This window comes from Acinetobacter kanungonis (assembly GCF_009939195.1).
Taxonomy (GTDB): Bacteria; Pseudomonadota; Gammaproteobacteria; order Pseudomonadales; family Moraxellaceae; genus Acinetobacter; species Acinetobacter kanungonis.
In genome coordinates this window covers 394,787-415,472 of the sequence record NZ_JAACKC010000003.1, presented here as the reverse complement: position 1 = coordinate 415,472, position 20,686 = coordinate 394,787, and the positions used below count along the sequence as shown (strand labels likewise).

18 protein-coding genes and 4 tRNA genes are annotated in these 20,686 nt (G+C 43.6%); 8 read left to right on the top strand and 14 right to left on the bottom strand.

Going from position 1 to position 20,686, the window contains the following annotated elements:
- Positions 1–212 precede the first annotated feature (212 nt).
- From GWK51_RS08205 to GWK51_RS08195, 3 genes are read left to right on the top strand one after another with little or no spacing between them, the layout of a single operon-like run.
- Positions 213–665 (top strand): YfiR family protein, encoded by a 453-nt coding sequence (locus tag GWK51_RS08205; protein ID WP_161933330.1) that lies wholly within the window; start codon positions 213–215, stop codon positions 663–665.
- Between the two features lie 2 nt (positions 666–667).
- Positions 668–1,879 carry a sensor domain-containing diguanylate cyclase gene (locus tag GWK51_RS08200; protein ID WP_161933329.1) on the top strand — a complete coding sequence of 404 codons (1,212 nt, stop codon included), beginning with the start codon at positions 668–670 and terminating at the stop codon, positions 1,877–1,879.
- Positions 1,880–1,889: 10 nt separating this feature from the next.
- Positions 1,890–2,375: an OmpA family protein gene (locus GWK51_RS08195; RefSeq protein ID WP_161933328.1), complete on the top strand. Its 486-nt coding sequence runs from the start codon at positions 1,890–1,892 to the stop codon at positions 2,373–2,375.
- 353 nt (positions 2,376–2,728) lie between these two features.
- Here GWK51_RS08195 and GWK51_RS08190 read toward each other — a convergent pair.
- From GWK51_RS08190 to secA, 8 genes are all read right to left on the bottom strand, one after another.
- A tRNA-Pro gene (locus GWK51_RS08190) sits at positions 2,729–2,805 on the bottom strand.
- A gap of 4 nt (positions 2,806–2,809) precedes the next feature.
- A tRNA-His gene (locus GWK51_RS08185) sits at positions 2,810–2,885 on the bottom strand.
- A gap of 33 nt (positions 2,886–2,918) precedes the next feature.
- Positions 2,919–2,995: transfer RNA gene (locus tag GWK51_RS08180), tRNA-Arg, on the bottom strand.
- A 46-nt stretch (positions 2,996–3,041) separates the two neighbouring features.
- A tRNA-Pro gene (locus GWK51_RS08175) sits at positions 3,042–3,118 on the bottom strand.
- Between the two features lie 154 nt (positions 3,119–3,272).
- Entirely contained in the window at positions 3,273–4,340 is a 1,068-nt protein-coding gene (gene nadA / locus GWK51_RS08170; RefSeq protein WP_161933327.1) for a quinolinate synthase NadA, read from the bottom strand.
- A gap of 147 nt (positions 4,341–4,487) precedes the next feature.
- Positions 4,488–5,708, bottom strand: a complete 1,221-nt coding sequence (argJ, locus tag GWK51_RS08165) for a bifunctional glutamate N-acetyltransferase/amino-acid acetyltransferase ArgJ (protein WP_161933326.1) — start codon at positions 5,706–5,708, stop codon at positions 4,488–4,490.
- Between the two features lie 219 nt (positions 5,709–5,927).
- Complete coding sequence (locus GWK51_RS08160; protein WP_161933325.1) at positions 5,928–6,284, bottom strand: hypothetical protein; 357 nt, start codon at positions 6,282–6,284, stop codon at positions 5,928–5,930.
- Positions 6,285–6,460: 176 nt separating this feature from the next.
- Positions 6,461–9,193, bottom strand: coding sequence for a preprotein translocase subunit SecA (gene secA, locus GWK51_RS08155; protein WP_161933324.1), 2,733 nt, complete (start codon positions 9,191–9,193; stop codon positions 6,461–6,463).
- A gap of 334 nt (positions 9,194–9,527) precedes the next feature.
- Between secA and GWK51_RS08150 the strand changes: the two genes are divergently transcribed.
- From GWK51_RS08150 to GWK51_RS08140, 3 genes are all read left to right on the top strand, one after another.
- Positions 9,528–10,169 (top strand): peroxiredoxin, encoded by a 642-nt coding sequence (locus GWK51_RS08150; protein ID WP_161933323.1) that lies wholly within the window; start codon positions 9,528–9,530, stop codon positions 10,167–10,169.
- Positions 10,170–10,307: 138 nt separating this feature from the next.
- Positions 10,308–11,120: an MBL fold metallo-hydrolase gene (locus tag GWK51_RS08145; RefSeq protein ID WP_161933322.1), complete on the top strand. Its 813-nt coding sequence runs from the start codon at positions 10,308–10,310 to the stop codon at positions 11,118–11,120.
- A complete protein-coding gene (locus GWK51_RS08140) occupies positions 11,117–11,707 on the top strand; it encodes a dual specificity protein phosphatase family protein (protein ID WP_171519156.1) in 591 nt (196 codons plus the stop codon). Before GWK51_RS08145 ends, GWK51_RS08140 begins: the two co-directional genes overlap by 4 nt.
- A 17-nt stretch (positions 11,708–11,724) precedes the next feature.
- On the opposite strand, the gene GWK51_RS08135 is transcribed toward GWK51_RS08140, so the two are convergent.
- Genes GWK51_RS08135 through trpA form a run of 4 tightly spaced genes read right to left on the bottom strand, consistent with a single transcriptional unit; the run spans position 11,725 to position 15,723 of the window.
- A complete protein-coding gene (locus GWK51_RS08135; protein ID WP_407925969.1) occupies positions 11,725–12,753 on the bottom strand; it encodes an SPOR domain-containing protein in 1,029 nt (342 codons plus the stop codon).
- On the bottom strand, positions 12,744–14,030 hold the full coding sequence (folC, locus tag GWK51_RS08130; protein ID WP_161933320.1) for a bifunctional tetrahydrofolate synthase/dihydrofolate synthase: 1,287 nt from the start codon (positions 14,028–14,030) through the stop codon (positions 12,744–12,746). The genes GWK51_RS08135 and folC overlap by 10 nt, the downstream gene beginning before the upstream one ends.
- Complete coding sequence (accD, locus tag GWK51_RS08125; RefSeq protein WP_100240643.1) at positions 14,027–14,923, bottom strand: acetyl-CoA carboxylase, carboxyltransferase subunit beta; 897 nt, start codon at positions 14,921–14,923, stop codon at positions 14,027–14,029. The genes folC and accD overlap by 4 nt, the downstream gene beginning before the upstream one ends.
- The gene (gene trpA, locus GWK51_RS08120) at positions 14,920–15,723 is read right to left on the bottom strand and encodes a tryptophan synthase subunit alpha (RefSeq protein WP_100240642.1); all 804 of its coding nucleotides are present in this window, start codon (positions 15,721–15,723) and stop codon (positions 14,920–14,922) included. Before trpA ends, accD begins: the two co-directional genes overlap by 4 nt.
- Positions 15,724–16,085: 362 nt before the next feature.
- On the opposite strand from trpA, the gene GWK51_RS08115 reads away from it, so the two are divergent.
- Positions 16,086–17,423, top strand: a complete 1,338-nt coding sequence (locus GWK51_RS08115) for a Na+/H+ antiporter NhaC family protein (RefSeq protein ID WP_161933319.1) — start codon at positions 16,086–16,088, stop codon at positions 17,421–17,423.
- 59 nt (positions 17,424–17,482) lie between these two features.
- On the opposite strand, the gene GWK51_RS08110 is transcribed toward GWK51_RS08115, so the two are convergent.
- Positions 17,483–18,517: an AraC family transcriptional regulator gene (locus tag GWK51_RS08110; RefSeq protein ID WP_161933318.1), complete on the bottom strand. Its 1,035-nt coding sequence runs from the start codon at positions 18,515–18,517 to the stop codon at positions 17,483–17,485.
- Between the two features lie 137 nt (positions 18,518–18,654).
- Between GWK51_RS08110 and GWK51_RS08105 the strand changes: the two genes are divergently transcribed.
- Positions 18,655–19,539, top strand: coding sequence for a metal-dependent hydrolase (locus tag GWK51_RS08105; RefSeq protein WP_161933317.1), 885 nt, complete (start codon positions 18,655–18,657; stop codon positions 19,537–19,539).
- 73 nt (positions 19,540–19,612) lie between these two features.
- On the opposite strand, the gene GWK51_RS08100 is transcribed toward GWK51_RS08105, so the two are convergent.
- On the bottom strand, positions 19,613–20,605 hold the full coding sequence (locus GWK51_RS08100) for a DUF2804 domain-containing protein (protein ID WP_161933316.1): 993 nt from the start codon (positions 20,603–20,605) through the stop codon (positions 19,613–19,615).
- Positions 20,606–20,686: the final 81 nt, after the last annotated feature.

The following is a 20,686-nucleotide window of genomic DNA, read 5'->3' as shown; positions in this document are numbered from 1 at the left end:
TCTCTTGCAACACCCTTTGCTTAATTTATTTATCAAGCGTTGTTTTTTTAATCAAATGTAATAAATTGAGGACTCTTTTAAAGAAAACCCATGTCTATTTTTATTGATACAGATTCGCTACAATCATCAACCAAATTCACTTATTTATAATATTATTTGAAATGGTTATCACTTATTTGCGGGTTTTTGCACTTTTTTCCATCACAGCCCTGATGGCAATACCCGTATATGCCGTTTCTGCACATAATATGTTTATTATTACGCTTTCCATCTTAAGCTATGCTAAATGGAATACTCCAACCCCCGCACTCTGCGTAATTGATAATCCAAACTATGCCGTGCAATTTAATCAAGCCCTGCGCTTACATGGCTATCACTACAAAATTTCATCCATTCGTTTAAATGAATTAGAAAAATCGTCATGCAATGCAATTTTTCTATCTACCTTTTCACCACAAGAAGAACAAAAAATTATTTATAGCCAAAGACCTGATCCACCATTGTCTTTTAGTTCGACCAATCAAGATTGTGAAATGGGTAGTGCTTTCTGTCTCTATACCCAAAATAACAAAACCTCATTTAAGGTAAACCTCGATAGCTTAAGCCAATCTAAAGTAAGAGTTGACCCGCGTGTGTTGCTGCTTGCGAAGTCTACGGAGCAATAACCATGGCGATATACTCTCGCATGACCTCATTACAATCTTTGTTTAAACGCTCGCAACTCGCCATTTTTGCTTTAACATTTTCGATTTGTACTATTATTTTCGTGGTTGTTTCGACCTACACCATGAATACCTACGCCAAACAGAGCTTAAATATTCTGGCTGAAGCATTAAGTGAGCGCATACAACCTGCAATTGTCTTCAATGACCGAATGACCATGCAGCAAATTTTGAGTGACTACACCACACAATATTCTATTCGCTCGATTCAGGTGCTTGATCCATCTAATCAAGAAATTGCCAACAGTAAACAGGTTGTTCAATCCTTCCAGAGCACACAAGGAATTTTAGATCATCTGTTTTTCCAACAGCCGATTCAAATTTCAATTCAGCATAATCAACAATATTACGGCTCCATTGTGGTCTATGGCAGCTCGCAAAGCTTATTAGATTTTTTCTTTAAAATTTTAATTGGCTTATGTTTGGCCATTATTTTAATTTTGTTTGCACTGCTTTGGTCGGTACGCTCAACCTATCAATATTTGATGCAGTCCATTCATCCTTTAGTGTCAACTGCACGTGAAATTAGCGAATACAAAGCCTATCAATTACGTCTACCTCGCTCCAACATCAAAGAGTTGCAACAACTGAATGATGTTTTTAATGAATTACTCGATAAAATTCAGGCTTCCACGCAAAAATTACGCGCAGAGAATGATGTTCTTGCGCATCAGGCATTGCACGATCAACTGACTCAACTGCCAAATCGACATTATTTCTATCAAACTTTATTGTCGATCTTTGAGCAAGCTGCATCCCATTCAACCGCATTATTCTTTATAGATAATAACAATTTTAAAGAAATTAATGATCGATATGGTCATTTGGCGGGAGATGCCGTACTGCAAGAAATGGCGCGACGCCTCAAAGATCGTTTACGACAAGATGATTTTATTGCTCGGCTAGGTGGCGATGAGTTTGCCATTCTGATTCGCAATATTAACAAGACCGAGCATCTGGCCAAAATTAGCGAAAACCTACTGCAATGCTGCGAACAACCTTTGCAGTTTGAACAGCACGAAATTCGTTTCAGCTTCTCGATCGGCATCGCCTCTACCGAACAAGCACATAGCCCCGAAGATCTCATCACTGCCGCCGACAGCGCAATGTATAAAGCCAAAACATTGCAACAAGGCTGGTACTTCTCTCTCCACTAGGAACTCAACAATGATAACTTTTTCTCGCCCCATAAAACTTGTACTTGTACTCCTGCTCAGCAGCGTTTTAAGTGCATGTGCAAGTTGGGGACATCTCAACTACAAACAAGCGCGTATGCTTAAAAAGGAAGGTTTCGTGCTGACGGAAGAAGGTTGGAGCCTCCGTTTACCTGAGCGCCTTTTATTTAGCTTTGACAGCTATGAAATTAAGCCCGAACAAACCAATGAACTCACTCGCCTTTCTACGCAATTGCAGAAATACAATCTCAATAAAATTAAGATTGTCGGGCATACTGATGACATTGGTGACGCTGCTTACAACCAAACCCTCTCTGAAAAACGTGCAACCAGCGTTTCCAGTATTTTCCTCAATACTGGCTTTCAAAGCAATAATCTACAAACAATTGGACGAGGTGCTACACAACCTTTAGTTGCAAACACTTCTGAAGAAAATCGTGCAACCAACCGCCGCGTGAATATTATTATTATCCCTTAATTCCAGCGTACTAGAATGATTGGGAATCAGACTAAAAATATTTGTATTAATATTTGAAGGTCATCTAAATGACAGGTCAGGTTGTCGAGTCTTAGGCTTAGGCAACCTTTTTTATGGATTTCAATCAGCAAAAATACAATTGAGTAGCTCAATAACATTCTTAAACAAGAATGAAATGTAGAAATGTAGAAATGTAGAAATGTAGAAATGTAGAAATGTAGAAATGTAGAAATGTAGAAATGTAGAAATGTAGAAATGTAGAAATGTAGAAATGTAGAAATGTAGAAATGTATTAAATTTTAGACATAAAAAAACCGCAATAAAGCGGATTATTTATTTCATCTTTAAGATGATGGTCGGAGCAGTAGGATTCGAACCTACGACCCCCTGGTCCCAAACCAGGTGCACTACCAGGCTGTGCTATGCTCCGAAATTGGGGTGAATGACGGGATTCGAACCCGCGACAACTGGAATCACAATCCAGGGCTCTACCAACTGAGCTACATCCACCACTATAAAGTTCTACAGTACCAAGCTACCAAATGGCGCGCCTGACAGGATTCGAACCTGTGACCATCCGCTTAGAAGGCGGATGCTCTATCCAACTGAGCTACAGGCGCATGACCGATGATACTTGGTATCATGCGATACTCTGCCTTGAAGAATTGGTCGGAGCAGTAGGATTCGAACCTACGACCCCCTGGTCCCAAACCAGGTGCACTACCAGGCTGTGCTATGCTCCGATTCATCTCAGCTTTTATCGTATCGCACATCGTGCGGTACGGTGTGCATTCTAGGCGTGACGCCAAAGAACGTCAACACCTATATTTAAAAAAAGTTAAAAAAAAGCGTCAAACGTATAAATATCAAGCATTTCTGATATTTTTTATACAAATTTTAACGCTTTAAGCTCGCACTGAAACTTAACATACGATCCAAAGGTAATTTTGCACGCTCTGCCAAGGCTGGATCGACATGAATTTCCTGATCACCTTGCTGTAAAACTTGCAAAATGCCATCCAGCTCATTCATTGCCATCCATGGGCAATGCGCGCAAGAACGACACGTCGCTCCCTCACCCGCTGTTGGTGCTTCGACCAGAATTTTGTTCGGTACAGCTTGCTGCATCTTGTAGAAGATGCCGCGATCGGTTGCCACGATTAAACGCTCATGCGGTAAAGTCTGCGCAGCTTTAATTAACTGCGAAGTACTTCCCACTGCATCTGCAATATCCACTACCGATTCAGGAGACTCTGGGTGCACCAAAACTGCTGCATCTGGATAGAGGGCTTTCATGTTGGCAATCCCGCGTGCACGGAATTCCTCATGTACGATACACGCGCCATCCCAAAGCAGCATATCTGCGCCTGTTTTCTTCTGGATATAACGGCCTAAGTGCTGATCGGGTGCCCAAATGATCTTCTCACCCAAGCTGTCTAGATGCTCAATGATTTCAACCGCACAGCTAGAGGTCACGACCCAATCTGCACGCGCTTTAACTGCCGCAGAGGTATTGGCATAGACCACAACGGTATGATCAGGATGTTGATCACAGAATGCGGTGAACTCATCCACAGGACAGCCCAAATCAAGTGAACAGGTTGCTTCGAGGGTTGGCATCAGCACGGTTTTTTCAGGGGACAGGATTTTTGCTGTTTCCCCCATGAATTTTACCCCTGCCACAACCAATGTTGAGGCTGCATGATCACGACCAAAACGCGCCATTTCCAAGGAATCCGATACACAGCCGCCAGTTAATTCCGCCAATTCCTGCACTTCAGGATCGCAGTAATAATGCGCGACCAGAACAGCATCACGTTTTTTCAATTCCGCTTTGATTTGTTCAAATTTTTCCAGTTTGGCTTGCTCAGTCCAATGATTGTCTTTTGGCTCGCCTAAACGGTCTAAATGCGCCTGCACAATCGATTTTGCGTCATTGGCAATTAAATTGGTCGCATCATTCATAAAAACGTCTTCTCTATCCCAGCTGCTTGTTCACAAGCGGTGCATCCATAACACGGTTAATTTCATCTTTGAAATTGACCAGTCATTCAAAAAACCATGATTGTTAAAAAAGCCTCACGACGGAGGCTTTTCTTCACTCAAATTCCATTAAGAACGGTAATCTGCGTTAATTTTGACATAGTCATAAGATAAATCACAGGTATAGACCGTGTCCTTCGCTTGTCCGCGACCCAAGTCCACCCGAATGGTAATCTCTGGTTGTGCCATTACGCGTGCGCCTTCTGCTTCCGTATAATCAGCTGCTGCGCCACCATCCTTACAGATTTGTACATCATCTAACCAAACCTGAATTTTTTCAACCTCTAAATTTTTCACGCCTGCATAACCAATGGCAGCCAAAATACGCCCCCAGTTTGGATCTGACGCAAAAAATGCTGTTTTAACCAATGGCGAGTGAGCAATACTATACGCAATATCACAACATTCTTGGGTATCGGCACCGCCTTCTACCGACACGGTCATAAATTTGGTTGCACCTTCACCATCCCGTACAATCAGCTGTGCCAAACGTTTCATCACTCGGTTTAACACGTCCAATACTGCGACATAACGAGCATCTTCGGCGGATGAAATCTCCACACCACCCGCTTGACCTGTGGCTACAAAGATACATGAATCATTGGTTGAGGTATCCCCATCGATGGTAATACGGTTAAAGGATTGGTTCACACTAATGTGTAACAGTTGTTGTACCAATGCACGAGAAATTGGAGCATCCGTCGCCACGTAGCTAAGCATAGTCGCCATATTTGGACGAATCATGCCCGCACCTTTAGAAATACCCGTCATGGTATAGAGCACACCATCAAGCTCAAACTGTTCAGAAGCCCCTTTGGGTGTAGTATCTGTGGTCATGATGCCAAAAGCCGCATCTGTCCAAGCATCTTCTTGTAGGCTGTCTAAAGCTGGTTGTAAGCCTGCAACCAAACGCGGCATTGGTAATTGCTCACCAATCACCCCTGTTGAGAACGGTAAAATCTGTTCTACAGTTACGCCTGCCAACTGTGCCAATTGTGTACAGGTCTCTTGGGCATTTTGCATTCCCAACGGACCCGTACCCGCATTGGCATTGCCCGTATTGATAATTAAATAACGTGGATTACCAACCGCCAAATGTGCCTTAGACACATGAACTGGTGCTGCACAGAATGCATTTTGGGTAAAGACACCTGCAACATTTGAACCTTCAGCGAATTCAAAAATGACCAGATCACGTCGGTTCTGATAGCGAATATAAGCTTCAGCCGAACCGATTTTTACTCCTTTGACCACATGCATCTGTGGCATAGTAACGTCACCCACTGCCATTTTTAAATATCCACTTTGTTGTTCAAGTAAGTGTCACAGCTTAGTAGAAATACAACTAAAAATCGAGGTGTTTCAGGCAATTTCATAATAGATATCCTTTTCCCTAGAAAAAGTGATTCTCGACTCATCAAGATGTCTGATGCACCATGATAAACGCCATCTTGAAATAAAAATGATGCATAAAAAAAGCAGCCCGTAGGCTGCTTTAGATCAATACGCTTAGTTTGCAGCTAACTGAGTTGGACTGCCCGCAAGAGTCTGTCTTGCCTGCTCCTGACTTTCCACAGAAAGTGCTGGATTGGTTGCGACAATACGACTTGCCGTTTCTGACGTTGCTGGGGCAACTGCTGCCGTTTTTAAAATAATCGGGCGTTGATTTGGATTCGGGAATGTGTACTTAATGCCTGTACGTGGACTCATTACCGTCACATTGGTGTCTTGTACCGTTGCAGGTGCTGTCGTTGCACCTTGCGCAGCGGCTACTTTTGCTGCAGTCGTTGTTGCAGGAGTATTCGCCATCGCCAAAGTCGGGATTGCCAAAGCAGCAATTACCAAAGGTTGTAATAATTTTTTCATTGTCTTTCGCTTTTCAGTTACTAATGTGCAACTTAATAACACTTAATAATCTGCACTGCAAACCTTATTCACATCTTGAAAATATTTAACTACAGTTCGCTCAAAAAACAAAACCCTTGCAAAACTTCAGCTGAATTGTGAAGTTCTGCAAGGGTTGAAGACATCATTCGATAAAATTAAATTTTACCGTGACACTGCTTGTATTTCAGACCTGAACCACATGGGCAAGGTGAATTACGGCTTGCAGGTGGCACCACATTTTGCTCTCCTGCTGGGCTAAAGCCGGTGTAGTGTTCTGCTGGTGCTTGTGAAGTGACTTCGCCTGTTAGACCATCCACTTCGTCATGCGAAAGATTTAACTGCATAGCTTCAGCTTGTGCTTGTTTTTGTGCTTCCATTGCCGCTAACTCCTCTGGCGTCGGCACATGGACACGCGACAAATCGGTCACGACATCAGTCTTGATCACTGCCAACATATTCACGAATAAATTGAAGGCTTCTTTTTTGTATTCCTGTTCAGGGTTCTTTTGCGCATAACCACGTAAGTGAATCCCTTGACGCAAGTAATCCATCGCAGCCAAATGATCTTTCCAATGGCGATCTAATGAACTCAAGACAAAATGGCGCTCAAGCATCGCAGCCGATTCAGCCCCCATTTGTTCACGACGTGAACGGTAACGGGTCACGATCTCATCGGTAATACGATCAACCAGCGCTTCTTCATCTAGACGACGTTCGGTTTCCAACCAATGTGCAATCGGTAAATCCACCGCAAACTCTTCACGTAAAGCACGTTCAAGACCTTCAATATCCCACTGATCATGAATCGATTCAGGTGGAATATAATTGGCAATCACGGCTTTCATCACTTCGTGATGCATTTCTTCGATGTAGTCTTGCAGCGAGTTTTCTGCAAGCACATCATCTCGTTGCGAGTAAATAATCTTACGTTGTTCGTTGTTGACATCATCGTATTTCAAGAGATTCTTACGAATATCGAAGTTACGTGCTTCTACCTTACGCTGTGCATTTTCAATCGAGCGTGACACCATTTTGTGTTCAATCGCTTCATCTTCTTGCAAGCCCATGGCACGCATCATGGCAACCACACGATCACCTGCGAAGATACGCATCAAATCATCTTCTAAAGACAAATAGAAACGTGAAACACCAGGGTCACCCTGACGTCCCGCACGACCACGCAACTGGTTATCGATACGGCGTGATTCATGACGTTCAGAACCAATAATATGTAAACCGCCTGAATCGAGGACCATTTCGTGGTTTTGTTCCCACTCTTGTTTTAAACGCGCTTCATCTTCTGGGGTTGGATTTTCAATTTTGGCGAGTTTGGCTTTCCAGTTACCACCCAAAATAATATCCGTACCACGACCCGCCATGTTGGTTGCAATGGTCACTGCACGTGGCGAACCTGCTTGGGCAATAATATCGGCTTCGCGCTCATGTTGCTTCGCATTCAACACTTCATGCTGAATACCTGCCTCTTTGAGTTTTTCTGACAGAATTTCAGAGGCTTCAATGGTGGCCGTACCAATCAGAATCGGTGCCACACCTGCTTCATGCACGCGTTGAATTTCTTGAATAATCGCGTTGTATTTACCATTACGATTCAAGTAGATTAAATCGTTTTGATCCTGACGAATCATTGGTCGGTGCGTTGGAATGATCACCACATCCAAACCATAGATTTCTTTCATTTCCGCAGCTTCTGTATCTGCGGTACCTGTCATACCTGACAGTTTTTTGTATAAGCGGAAATAGTTCTGGAACGTGGTGGTTGCCAAAGTTTGGTTTTCAGGTTGAATTTCCAAGCCTTCTTTGGCTTCAACCGCTTGATGCAAGCCTTCAGACCAACGGCGACCAGGCATGGTACGACCTGTGTTCTCATCGACAATAATCACTTCACCTTCGTGAATGATGTAATGCACATTACGTTGATACAGGAAGTGCGCACGAATCGCAGCGGTTACGTGATGTACCAAGTTCAGGTTTGATGCTGAATACAGGCTCTCGCCTTCAGCCAACAAGCCCATCTCAATCAATTCGTTTTCAACGGTTTCGAAACCCACTTCAGTCATTTCTACTGAACGTTGTTTTTCATCAATCCAGAAATGACCGCCATCTGCCACTTTTTCTTCTTTTTGCGCATGCAGTTTTGCTGGAATAGTATTGATCGCGGCATACAACTGAGAAGAGTCATCGCTTTGACCCGAGATAATCAAAGGGGTACGTGCTTCATCAATTAAAATAGAGTCGACTTCATCGATAATGGCATAGACCAAACCACGTTGTTTTTTCTCAGCCAGCGCAAACACCATGTTATCGCGCAGGTAGTCAAAACCAAATTCGTTGTTGGTCCCGTAAGTAATGTCGGCACGGTAAGCATCGGCTTTTTCCATTGGATTTTGCATGGAATAAATAATGCCAATGCTTAAACCCAAGAACTCGAACAACGGACGGTTTAACTCGGCATCACGTTGCGCCAAGTAGTCATTGACCGTAATGACATGTACACCCTGACCGCTCAGTGCATTCAAATAACACGCCAGTGTACCCATCAGGGTTTTACCTTCACCAGTACGCATTTCAGCGATTTTACCTTCATGCAGGGTAATACCACCAATCAACTGTACATCATAATGACGCATACCCATGACACGTTTCGCGGCTTCACGACAGACAGCAAACGCTTCAGGCAATAATTTATCGAGGCTTTCACCCTTGTTATAACGTTGTTTGAATTCTTCGGTTTTTGCAGATAAGTCTGCATCGCTTAGGGCAGATATCGTCGGCTCGAGCGCATTAATCTTGTCTACGATTTTACGCATGCGTTTGAGTTCGCGCTCATTTTTGGTACCGAAGATTCCTCCGATCAGACTTGCCAACATGAATAGACTCTCTAAATCTTGCTTGTCAATGAATAAATTTTTTCTCAGACGTTATTATGGTGCTAGAAATTTGAAGTACAAGGGTTTTGCACAAAACCAATAAAAAAATTCTGATCACTGGTTCTAACCCCTGACCTAAGGCGAAATAATGTAGCAAATTTCGATCAGGCGATATAGAGCGTTGATCTTGAATCAACGTATATTTTCACACCACCAGCCACTTTGCTTATTCCATTTCCGCATAAACAAATGCAAAAAAGCTATTTTTCATAGCAAAAGAATTGCGCGATAGTCTGACTTAAATCAAATACACAACATATTGAGGTAAATAACAATGGCTTTGCGTTTAGGCGATATCGCCCCCAATTTTGAACAAGACTCTAGTGTCGGTCCGATCAACTTTTACGATTTTCTCGGTGAAAGTTGGGGCATCTTATTTTCACATCCTGCGGACTACACCCCTGTATGTACCACTGAACTGGGCTATACCGCAAAACTGCAAGATGAATTTGCACAGCGCGGAGTTAAAGCGATTGCCCTCTCTGTTGATGATGTCGACTCCCATCATGGCTGGATTCATGATATTAACGAAACCCAAAATACCACCGTCAACTTCCCCATCATTGCCGATCAAGATCGTAAGGTCTCTACCCTATACGACTTTATCCCCCCCAATGCCAGCGAAACCTTGACGGTACGTTCTCTGGTAATTATTGACCCGAATAAGAAAGTACGTTTAATCATTACCTACCCTGCATCCACAGGACGGAATTTTCATGAAATTTTACGCGTGATTGATTCCTTACAACTGACGGATAATTATAAAGTCGCAACGCCTGCCAATTGGACACAGGGTGACGATGTGGTGATTGTGCCTTCCTTGCAAGATGAAGCAGAACTAAAACAACGTTTCCCTCAAGGTTATACGGCGGTCAAACCTTATTTACGCCTCACCCCACAACCCAATCTAAAATAAGATAGCCGTAAATAAATTCTCCACGTTAAACCTGTCTTCGGGCAGGTTTTTATGCTTACCACATCTCTACCAAGTTGTATTTGGTATTTGAGCGACAGTCAGTTATAAATACAACAGACCATTTTAAGAACAACGACTGTGATTCATAACATTCATCATTTACATTGTGGCACCATGTGCCCTGTTTGCGGCCCACTGTTTGGGCAAAAAGGCTTGCATGCTCAAGTGATCTGTCATTGCTTACTGCTGGAAACTGACCGCGGTTTAGTCCTGATTGATACAGGCTTGGGCATTCAAGATCATCTTCAGACCAAAGCTCGTTTAGGCAGCATGATCGCGCGTTTGGGTAAAATAGAAAACAATCTGGAACTGACGGCTATCGCACAAATTCAGAAATTGGGATTTAGCCCGAAAGATGTGCAACATATTTTTATCTCACATTTAGATTTTGATCATGCAGGCGGCATTTCAGACTTTCCGCACGCTACGGTGCATGTGTTGTCTTCGGAATACAATGCCACGCAAAACCTGAATCATTACAAACGTAAAGCCCGCTATAAAGTGAAACAGTTTCAACAGCATCGCTATTGGAATTTCATTGAACCAATTGCTGAAGAAAGCTGGTTTAACCTAAAGCATATTCAAAACTTCGATTTGTTTGAAAATGAACTGCTGATGGTGCCGCTGTTAGGGCATACCGCAGGACATAGTGGTATTGCTGTCCGCAATCAGGATAACTGGCTACTCTTTTGCGGTGATGCCTATTACTCGCATTTACAACTCGATGGTCAGCATCCGCTTAGAGCCTTGAACCAACTGGAACAGTTTTTTGCCGAAGATAACCAAGCACGTGTAGAAAACTTAAAGCGCCTGCAAACCCTTTCGCAAACCCATCCCGAAGTACAACTCATCTGTGCTCATGACCCTGTAGAATTGGCTCGATACGCATGAAGATTAAACTGACTTTACTCTATAGCAGCCTTTGTCTCAGCACATTCAACTTGACAGGTTGCATGACCACGCCAGCACTGCCGACGGAAACTCGACCTACACAATGGGGCACTTTGCTTAATCAGGCTGACAATTTCTATCAAATCAGTGCCGATGTCTTTCGCAGTGAACAGCCCAGTGCAGAAATGTCAGCGGCACTCAAAGCCCATGATATAGGTGTCGTGATTAATTTAAGATCACGGCATCACGATCCGCAATATCTCGATGCAGAAAATTTTAATTTAGTGCATATCCCAATTCATACTTGGGCAATTGATCAGGAAGATTTATTGGCAGTAATGCGTCAAATTCAACAGGCGAAAGCACAACAGCAAAAAGTCCTGATTCATTGCTATCACGGCTCTGATCGCACAGGTGCCAGTATTGCCATGTATCGCATTATCTTTGAGCAATGGAGTATTGAACAGGCTTTGCAAGAAATGAAGTATGGCGGCTACGGTTTCCATCCCATTTGGCAAAACATTGAAAATTTATTTAGCCCTGAAAATGTAAAATGGATTCAAGAGCAACTCTCGAATCCATCTTAGATGATTACAACAAGCCATTAACGACGATCTAAAGGGACCCAGTCAATCACCCATGCCGACTTCATCCCTAAACTAGCATCGGCAGTAATCTTCTTACGGGTTACATCTGCCAAATCACGGCTTTTCGCAGGTCCAACCATAATACGGATACCTTTAGAGGTTGGACTTTGTACAACTTTATAGCCTTTCGCCTTTAACTTGGAAATGACACTGTCCGCATTGGCAGCATTGGCAGCCAGTGCCACCTGCACCATCCACTGCTTATCGCCATTTTCAAGCAAGTCGCGCGCTTTATCCGCTTCAGCTTTCTTTTTGGCATCTTCTTTACGTTTGGCTTCTGCTTCACGTAATTTCTTTTCTTCAGCAGCCTTGGCAGCAGCTTGACGTTCTTGATCCGCTTTACGCTGCGCTTCAAGTTTACGTTGCGCTTCTGCTTCACGTTGCTTTTTCTCTTCAGCAGCTTGAGCTTGGGCTTTACGTTCATCCTCAGCTTTGCGTTGTGCTTCTGCCTTACGACGCTCTTCACTCAATTTTTTATCAGCTTCAGCCTGTTGTTGCGACTTCTGCTGATCTAGCTTCTTTTGCGCAGCCAGCTTTTCCTCCGCCAAGCGCTTTTGTTTGGCTTTTTCATCTTCAACCAATTCTGGCGGAATGTTGTCAGAACTTTGCTGCGCACCTGCACGTGCTGCATTTAAGGCTGCATATTCTTCAGCCGCTTTGCGTGCAGCATCGGCTTCTGCCTGCTGTTGTTGTGCTAAAAATTCGGCTGCGCGTGCTTCTTGTTCCGCAACCGCTTTTTCACGGGCACGTCGTTGCTCTTCCAGTAACCGCTTTTCGGTTTCAACATCGACGGTTAAACCTTGCAGTTGCACCATGCCACTATCAGGTTTTGCATTTTGTTGCTGAACGTGTTCAACCAGTTCGGTTTGCTTAATATTATTTTGATGTATTTCTTCTTTACCTTTCAGAAGTAAGGCTGCCAATAAAACGCCACCACCCAGTAAAACAACACCACCCATCCAGCGTTGTCTGTTATTCATTGACATTCTTCCAAATACTCCCAGACCGCTTCCAAGGTATGGAATGACCCACATACCAAAATCAGCTGATTATTTTTAGATTCATCAAGAGCTGATTGAAAAGCTAATTGAACATTAGTGAAATGTTGTACAGCCTGATGTTGTAATGCGTCATCGAGCTGCGCCATTTCAGCCGCACGCGGCACGCTTAATGGTGCAATTTTCCACATTAAAACATTATTTTTCAATGACTCAACTACAGATTTAATATCTTTATCGGCCAGCATCGAAAAAACAGCGACAACTTCTGTGTATTGTGTATTGTATTTTAAGAAATTACGCAATTGCTTTAACAAAAATTCAACGCCATGTGGATTGTGTCCCGCATCGAAAATCACGGTTTTATCGGCAATCTGGCGAACTTCAAAACGACCTTGTAGCTGGGCTTGCTGAATCCCTTGCGCAATCGCTTCTTGTCGAATTTCAAGACCACTGACCAATATCGCTGCAACAGCAGTGGAAATATTTTCCAGCGCTAAACGGCCTAAGGGTAAGGTGAGGGTTGTCCCTGAAGAAGCAAACATCCAGTGCTGACCATCGTCGCTGGCTTGATAAAAATAATCACGTTCTGCGGCAAATAACGGTGCATTGCATTCTTGTGCTTTTTTCGCAATGGCTTCTGGCAAGCTTTGTAAGCCACCAAAAATCACAGGAATATTGGGGCGAATAATACCTGCTTTTTCATAAGCAATTTTTTCAATGGTGTCCCCCAACCAATCGGTATGGTCTAAACCAATATTGGTGATGACGGCCACATCAGGATCAATCACATTGACCACATCCAGACGACCGCCTAAACCGACTTCCAGCACCCAGACATCACAGGCTTGCTGCTTAAAAATCAAAAAAGCGGCCAAAGTAGTCGCTTCAAAGAAAGATAAACTTAAACCACATGCACGACGGGCTTGATCCACCTGCACAAAAGCATCAATTAAACTTTGGTCATCAACTTCCTGACCTGCCAGTTTAACCCGCTCATTAAAACGATAAATATGCGGTGACTGATACAATCCAACCTTGTAGCCATGGGCATTCAAAATAGCCGCCAAGGTCGTCGTGGTTGAACCTTTGCCATTGGTGCCAGCAACCGTCATCACTTTCGCGTCGGGTTGCGTCACGCCCAGCATTTCCGCCACGGGAATGACGCGCTCTAGGCCTAAATCAATCCCCGTAACGTGAACATGGCCCCAATACGAGAGCCATGTGTCTAAATTATCTTGTGCAAGTGGTGCGGTATCGTTCAAGGTAAATTCATCAATTTAGTCACAATACGATATACAGTATCACGTAATGCATGACGATGAACGATTTGATCGACCACGCCATGATCAAGCAGATATTCGGCACGTTGGAACGGTTCTTCCAATTTTTCACGTACAGTTTGCTCAATCACACGTTTACCTGCGAAACCAATCATGGCTTTAGGTTCTGCAATATGCACGTCACCCAACATTGCCAATGATGCAGTAACACCACCGTAAACAGGATGCGTTAATACCACGATGTACGGTAAGCCTGCTTCTTTTACGCGTTGAATTGCCGCAGAAGTACGTGCCATTTGCATTAAAGACAACATGCCTTCTTGCATACGTGCACCACCAGAAGCTGCAAAGCAAATGAATGGTTGTTTTAATGCAATTGCGCGTTCAGCCGCTTGTACAAAACGATCACCCACAACTGTACCCATTGAACCGCCCATAAAGTCGAATTCAAATGCACATGCGGTCATGGCAACGTCTTTTAAAGTACCTTGCATTACGACTAAGGCTTCGGTTTCACCCGTTTTCTTTTGTGCTTCAGCCATACGCTCTGGGTAAGGTTTGCTATCCACAAATTTCAAAGGATCTTTGGCTGCAAATTCTTGACCCAATTCAGTTTTTACTTGGTCAAAGAACCAAGTTAAACGTTCACGCGCTTTCATGCGTAAATGTTCATCGCACTGTGGACAAACATAAGCATTAAAGGTCATTGCTGTGCGTGTCACCAATGCATGACATTCAGGGCACTCAACCGTTGGTTCGGTCAGTGTTGCCTTAAGTGCTTGTTGCACATCTGGAACTTCAATACCCGGAACGCCACGTTCAGTCCACGGTGTCGATGGGCTAAGAATTTTCCCTGATTTCACTTCTTGATTCATACTAACTCATCGAGCGCTGCTCGAAGCTCCTTGACTTTATTAACCGTTTCAACAACGGCTTGTTCTGGTGCCAGGCTGGCAAATTGTTTTACAAATGCACTGCCGACAATCACAGCATCCGCTACACCGCCCATCGCTTTCGCGGAAGCAGCATCGCTGATACCAAAACCGACACCAACAGGGATATCCGTCTCTGCTTTAATTTTTTGGATACGTGCTGCAGCTTCAGACGTATCTAAGGTTGCTGCACCAGTTACCCCTTTCAAAGATACATAATAGATAAATCCGCTGGCTTGCTTCACCACGTGACGAATACGTTCGTCGGTAGAGGTTGGTGCAAGTAAGAAAATTTGATCCATTTCGTACTTTTTCAGGACATCATCTAGAGCTTGGGCTTCTTCTGGCGGTAAATCGACCAGTAAGATGCCATCCACACCACATTCATTGGCATAGGCTACAAATTTTTCATAGCCAATCACTTCAACAGGATTTAAATATCCCATTAATACCACTGGTGTTTCCTGATCTTTTTGACGGAACTCTTTCACCATGTTCAACGCATCTAGGGTATTGGTTCCACCCGCCAAAGCACGCTCTGCGGCTAAAGCGATGACAGGACCATCCGCCATAGGGTCTGAAAATGGTAGTCCAAGCTCAATAACATCTACGCCCGCCTCAACCATTTGATGCAACAAAGGTACTGTTACTTGTGGATGAGGATCTCCAGCCATCACATAGGAAACCAGCGCTTTACGCTGTTGAGATTTAAGTTGTCCAAAACGAGTGGCTAAACGTGACATAGGGTTGTACATTCCTTGAATTATTTAAAACTGAGGAGTTGGTTTTGTAGAAATACAAGACAACGCATTGTAACGCTATTTTTTACACATTGAATAGAGTTCATGCACTTCCTTTGAATTTCATACGACATCACATGATTCAGAACAACCCGAAAGCTACATTTACTAATATTTGGCGAGTTTTCTCAATGATCAAAGATGCCTAATTTTGGCTTTTATGCAGATCTACTTCTATTTAGAAAAATAAAGCCTCTTCCCTCTTTTCTGCAGCAATGCCTCGGTCGGGTTTTACATTTTAAATTTTAAGAAATTGCAAAAGCTACATTATACTATGCTCACTTATTCGCTGTTTTCTTTACTTTATGACCTCCGACCCACAGGGCAAAGTGCAAGCCCGAGCGCTTGCGCTACTCCCCCTTATTGTTTTTTTGGCTATCTTTCTGGGTAGCGGAATTTATCACTCCCTGATTGGCACCGAGTTTGCCTTTTATCAAATTAAAGCCCCTGTGGCTGCTCTGCCTGCGGTTATTCTTGCGGTACTGATCTTTAAAGGGCACTTAAACCAAGCGATTGAGACCTTCCTCAAAGGAGCAAGCCATCCCAATCTCATCTTAATGTTTATGGTATTTATGTTGGCAGGGGCATTTGCCAGTACCAGCAGTGCCATTGGCAGTGTCGATGCAACGGTGCAACTTGGGCTATCGCTGATTCCGCCTACTTTTGTTTTGCCAATGCTGTTTGTAATTTCAGCCTTTATTGCGACTGCCATGGGCACCTCGATGGGCACCATTGCAGCCTGCGCCCCAATCGCCTTTGGCTTTGCGCAGGTGACGGATATTGAGACCGTGATGGCGATTGGTGCTGTGGTCAGTGGCGCCATGTTTGGTGATAATCTCTCCATGATTTCGGATACCACCATTGCCGCAACCAGCAGTCAGAAAGTCCAGTTAAGAGATAAGTTTCGGGTCAACATCTGGATTGCGGGACCTGCATCCATCATCACCATTTTGGTCTATATTTTGATGAGCAAAGACTCACAAGCCATTCAATATCATGACTATGACTTATGGCTGATTCTGCCTTATGTGACGGTATTTTGCTTGGCCTTTAGTCGTCTGCATGTACTTGCAGTTTTAACTCTAGGCATTGTGATTTCTGGCGTTATTGGACTTCTTCAGCACGCAGACTTCACTTTACTCAAGCTGAACACCTCTATTTATGACGGTTTTGTCGGCATGTTTGAGGTGGCATTACTCTCCATGCTACTCGGTGGCTTATCTGCCATCATGCAGCGTGAAGGTGGCTTAGAGTGGCTGATTCAGCGGATTTATAGCCTGACCCGCCTGCTCAAAGTCGGACAACAGCGCGCAGGCGAAATTGGCGTCAGTTTCTTGGTGGTCTTCTCCAACCTGTTTGTTGCCAATAATACCGTAGCGATTATTTTATCTGGCGATATGGCACGTGAAGTGGCACAAGAATACGGCTTAGATCCGAAACGTGTTGCCGCACTCATGGATATCTTCTCGTGTGTCGTGCAAGGGCTCATCCCTTATGGCGCTCAACTGTTATTGGCGTGCTCTATTGCCAAACTCTCTCCTGTCGAATTGATTGGTCATATTTATTATTGTTGGGTCTTGGCGATTTTTGCCATTTTAGCCATCGCATTGCGCTATCCACGATTGAATCAAAAACCATCTTAAAATTACATCATATTTATAGCGGCTGAATCAGCCGCTTTTTTTTATTGTAGATTCCTGCGCTATCCTTTTAATTTGTATTGTTGGCGACGTGTCAACAAAGTCTGCCCTGTCGCAGCCTTATAGGCACGTGCCAAAGCAGATTGATCCGAATATCCGAGTGCCAAGGCAATCTCGCTGAGCGTAATTTTCTGTTGCAGCAAAATATTGCAACGCTTGACCCGCTCAGTCTCAATCACTTTTTTGAACGAGCTGTCAAATTCACTCAACTGCCGTTGCAAAGTCCTGACCGATAAATGTAATTCCTGTGCCACCCACTCCAGCTTGGGCACCTCCTGATGAAAGAGCAAATACTCAGCCACCAGCGTATGTAAATGTGTCATTAAGTTCATATGTTCCGACTTCGTAGCAATGACTTCTTCAGCGTGTTTCAACAAGAGATGATTCAGAGAAGGATCTGGCTGCTGTGACTTCAATAACAGACTTTCGCGGTTCAACTCTAAGGCGTAGCGTGGTTGATGAAAATACACCTCACATCCATAAAAGCGCTGATAATGATACCGCGCACAACGGGGTGCATGGGCAAGAGACAAACTCTTTAATGAAAACTGCTCGAAAGAAAAAATTTGCCGAGCCAGTTGCACCATGGCAGCCACCGTCATCTCATTAATCAAGACATGTCCACTGTGGGAAAATCCCCAATGCAGATGAATCACTTGATCTTTTTGCGACAGATGCATCGGCACACTTTCCTGCCCATCAATCACCAGACGGTTAAAACGCAGAACAAAATGCAAGGCTTCCGCAACACTGGTGCTTTTCGATGCGATATAGCCCAAGATTCCGAAATGTTCAGGCTGAACATGCTGCACCATATCGAAAATCAGATGTGGACAGTTGAGTTGTTGTTCGGTTTGTTGTATTAAATCTATAAATAAAACGTAAGATGATTGCGCATCAATCGGTTGTGCTAAAATATAATTAAGCTGTTGTTTTTGCACAGCTGAGAATGGGAATGCAAAACCATCTATATCACGTGATTTAAGATAGCTATGCCATAAGTGAAAAAAGCCATTGGGGATTTGTAGGGTATACATGGCTCTACCTGTCTATTTGACATTTTTTTATTTTCGATATGGCATAAAATGTATAAAAAATGGCAAGTACTGTCAAAACTTATCCGACAAACACCGACATACTTGCACTTATTAAAGGTTCTATTAGTCAAATAAAGATGAATACAATCGTCCGAAATCAGGTTCAACCCGTCGTTCGTACCGAGTTCGATTTTAAATTGGATCAGGTGCCACGCTTCTGGATGAACAATGATCCGTTTTTAACCCGAGTCTTTGACGCCCTCAGCCTGACTTTTCCTGATGGCGAGCGTTACTTTATTCAATCGGTACGCTTATTTCGAGACAAAATTACAGATCCTGACTTAGAACAACGTGTTGCCGCCTTCATTCGTCAAGAAGCGCAACATGGTATTGCCCATGAAAAAATGAATCAGGTCATGCGTAAACAAGGCATGCCTGTAGATCAGTTTATTCAACGGATTAACCGTGTCTTTAAATTTGAGCTGGAAGAACGTTCACCGCAATACAATATTGCCATGACTGCGGCGGCAGAGCATTTGACGGCACTGATGGCAGAAACGTTTTATGGCAAGAAAGAGACTTTAGAGCACGCCCACCCTTATGTCCGTGCACTTCTGGCTTGGCACGCCATTGAAGAGATGGAACATCGTGATGTTGCTTATGATGTGATGCAGCAAGTTGGTGAAGTTTCAGAACTAATGCGACGTTGGGCGCTTATTCTCACCACACTGATGATGATCGGCTTTACCCTGTACCGTGCCAATGTGATGCTCATTCATGATGGCTTTGGTCGCTGGCAACGCATGAAGATGATTTTAAAAGGGCTGCCATGGTTCTTTGGTCGGAAAGGCACATTAACCAGTATTCGCAAACAGTACATGGATTGGTTTAAAAAAGACTTTCACCCTACGCAGCAACCGATTATTCGTCAATATGATGTCTGGGTAAATACGCTTGCCGAGACCAATGACCCGATTCAAGCTGGTGAAGCTTTTTGGCAGGCAGCACAACGTCAAAAATAAAAGCACTATACTGCGTTTGATGTCTAGGTTGAGTATTAAACTCAAACCTAGACATGACTAAGAGACGATCTCATTACCATTTGGCATAGTGCTGTTCTAACAAGCCATACTCATCAAGCAGTACAATTTCTTGATCATCCAATTGAATGCTTCCGCTAATACGCGCCTGCCATTGGCTAAACTGACTGCCCACCAATCTTAAATTCAGATTTTCATAACGGCGCCACCCCGTGGTGACGGTTAAATTTAAGCGCTGATCCAGAGAACGAATACTCCAACGCTCATCTTCCAGATGTTCAAATAAAATGTCACTCAATGGAAACAGCTGTCCATTCACCCACAAGCAGTTCTCATTGCCAAAGCTTTCATTGACGCCAGAAGCCAAATTCAATCCGATGCGTTGATTATGCGTATCCCAAAAATTACACGATAACCAGAACCACGCTGTTTCAGGGCGTAAAAATCCGCAAGTATCATCTAAAGAGGCAAAAGTTTTCTCGTGAAATTGCACCACTACACCCTGCTTATTAACAAAATAACCTTCACAACCGAGTGTGGTCAGCTTTTGGGTATAGGTCCAACCATTAATGCCTGTCGGACTGCACATGCTGAGTGGTTGTGTCCCCGCACAGAAAATACGAGCATTTAGCTTGATTTCACCGTACTTGGTGACGCGAATATAGCGCACCCCATTGGCATGCTGCATTTCAATTTGAAAAGGCGATTTATGAAAAAAACTTTGGTTATATAAGGGCTGTTCATCCAGCAAAGTGTTGCGTGCCAGAAAGTTAATTGCATTCCATTCCTGAACTTCCTGCGTCAGATGATTATACAAATAGACAAAGCCATGCCCCGCCCATGCAATATCGGCAATTGCTACGCCTATGGTGTAATGCTCATGTTGAATGGAACAGAATTTAAACTTTTTATATTTTAAGCGTTTACGCCAACCATCCAGCACGTCACCATAAGGCGTTTTATATTGGTATTTTTGAACGTCAATATTTCGCGGCAATGCATCAAACCGACCATAATGGGGCTGACCATTCGACTGAATTAAATCCATTTATTCAATTCCATTTCAGATATCGCAAGATCTGTTGCAATCAACAAAGCGCATTTTGCCCAGACTTTCCCTCGATGTTCT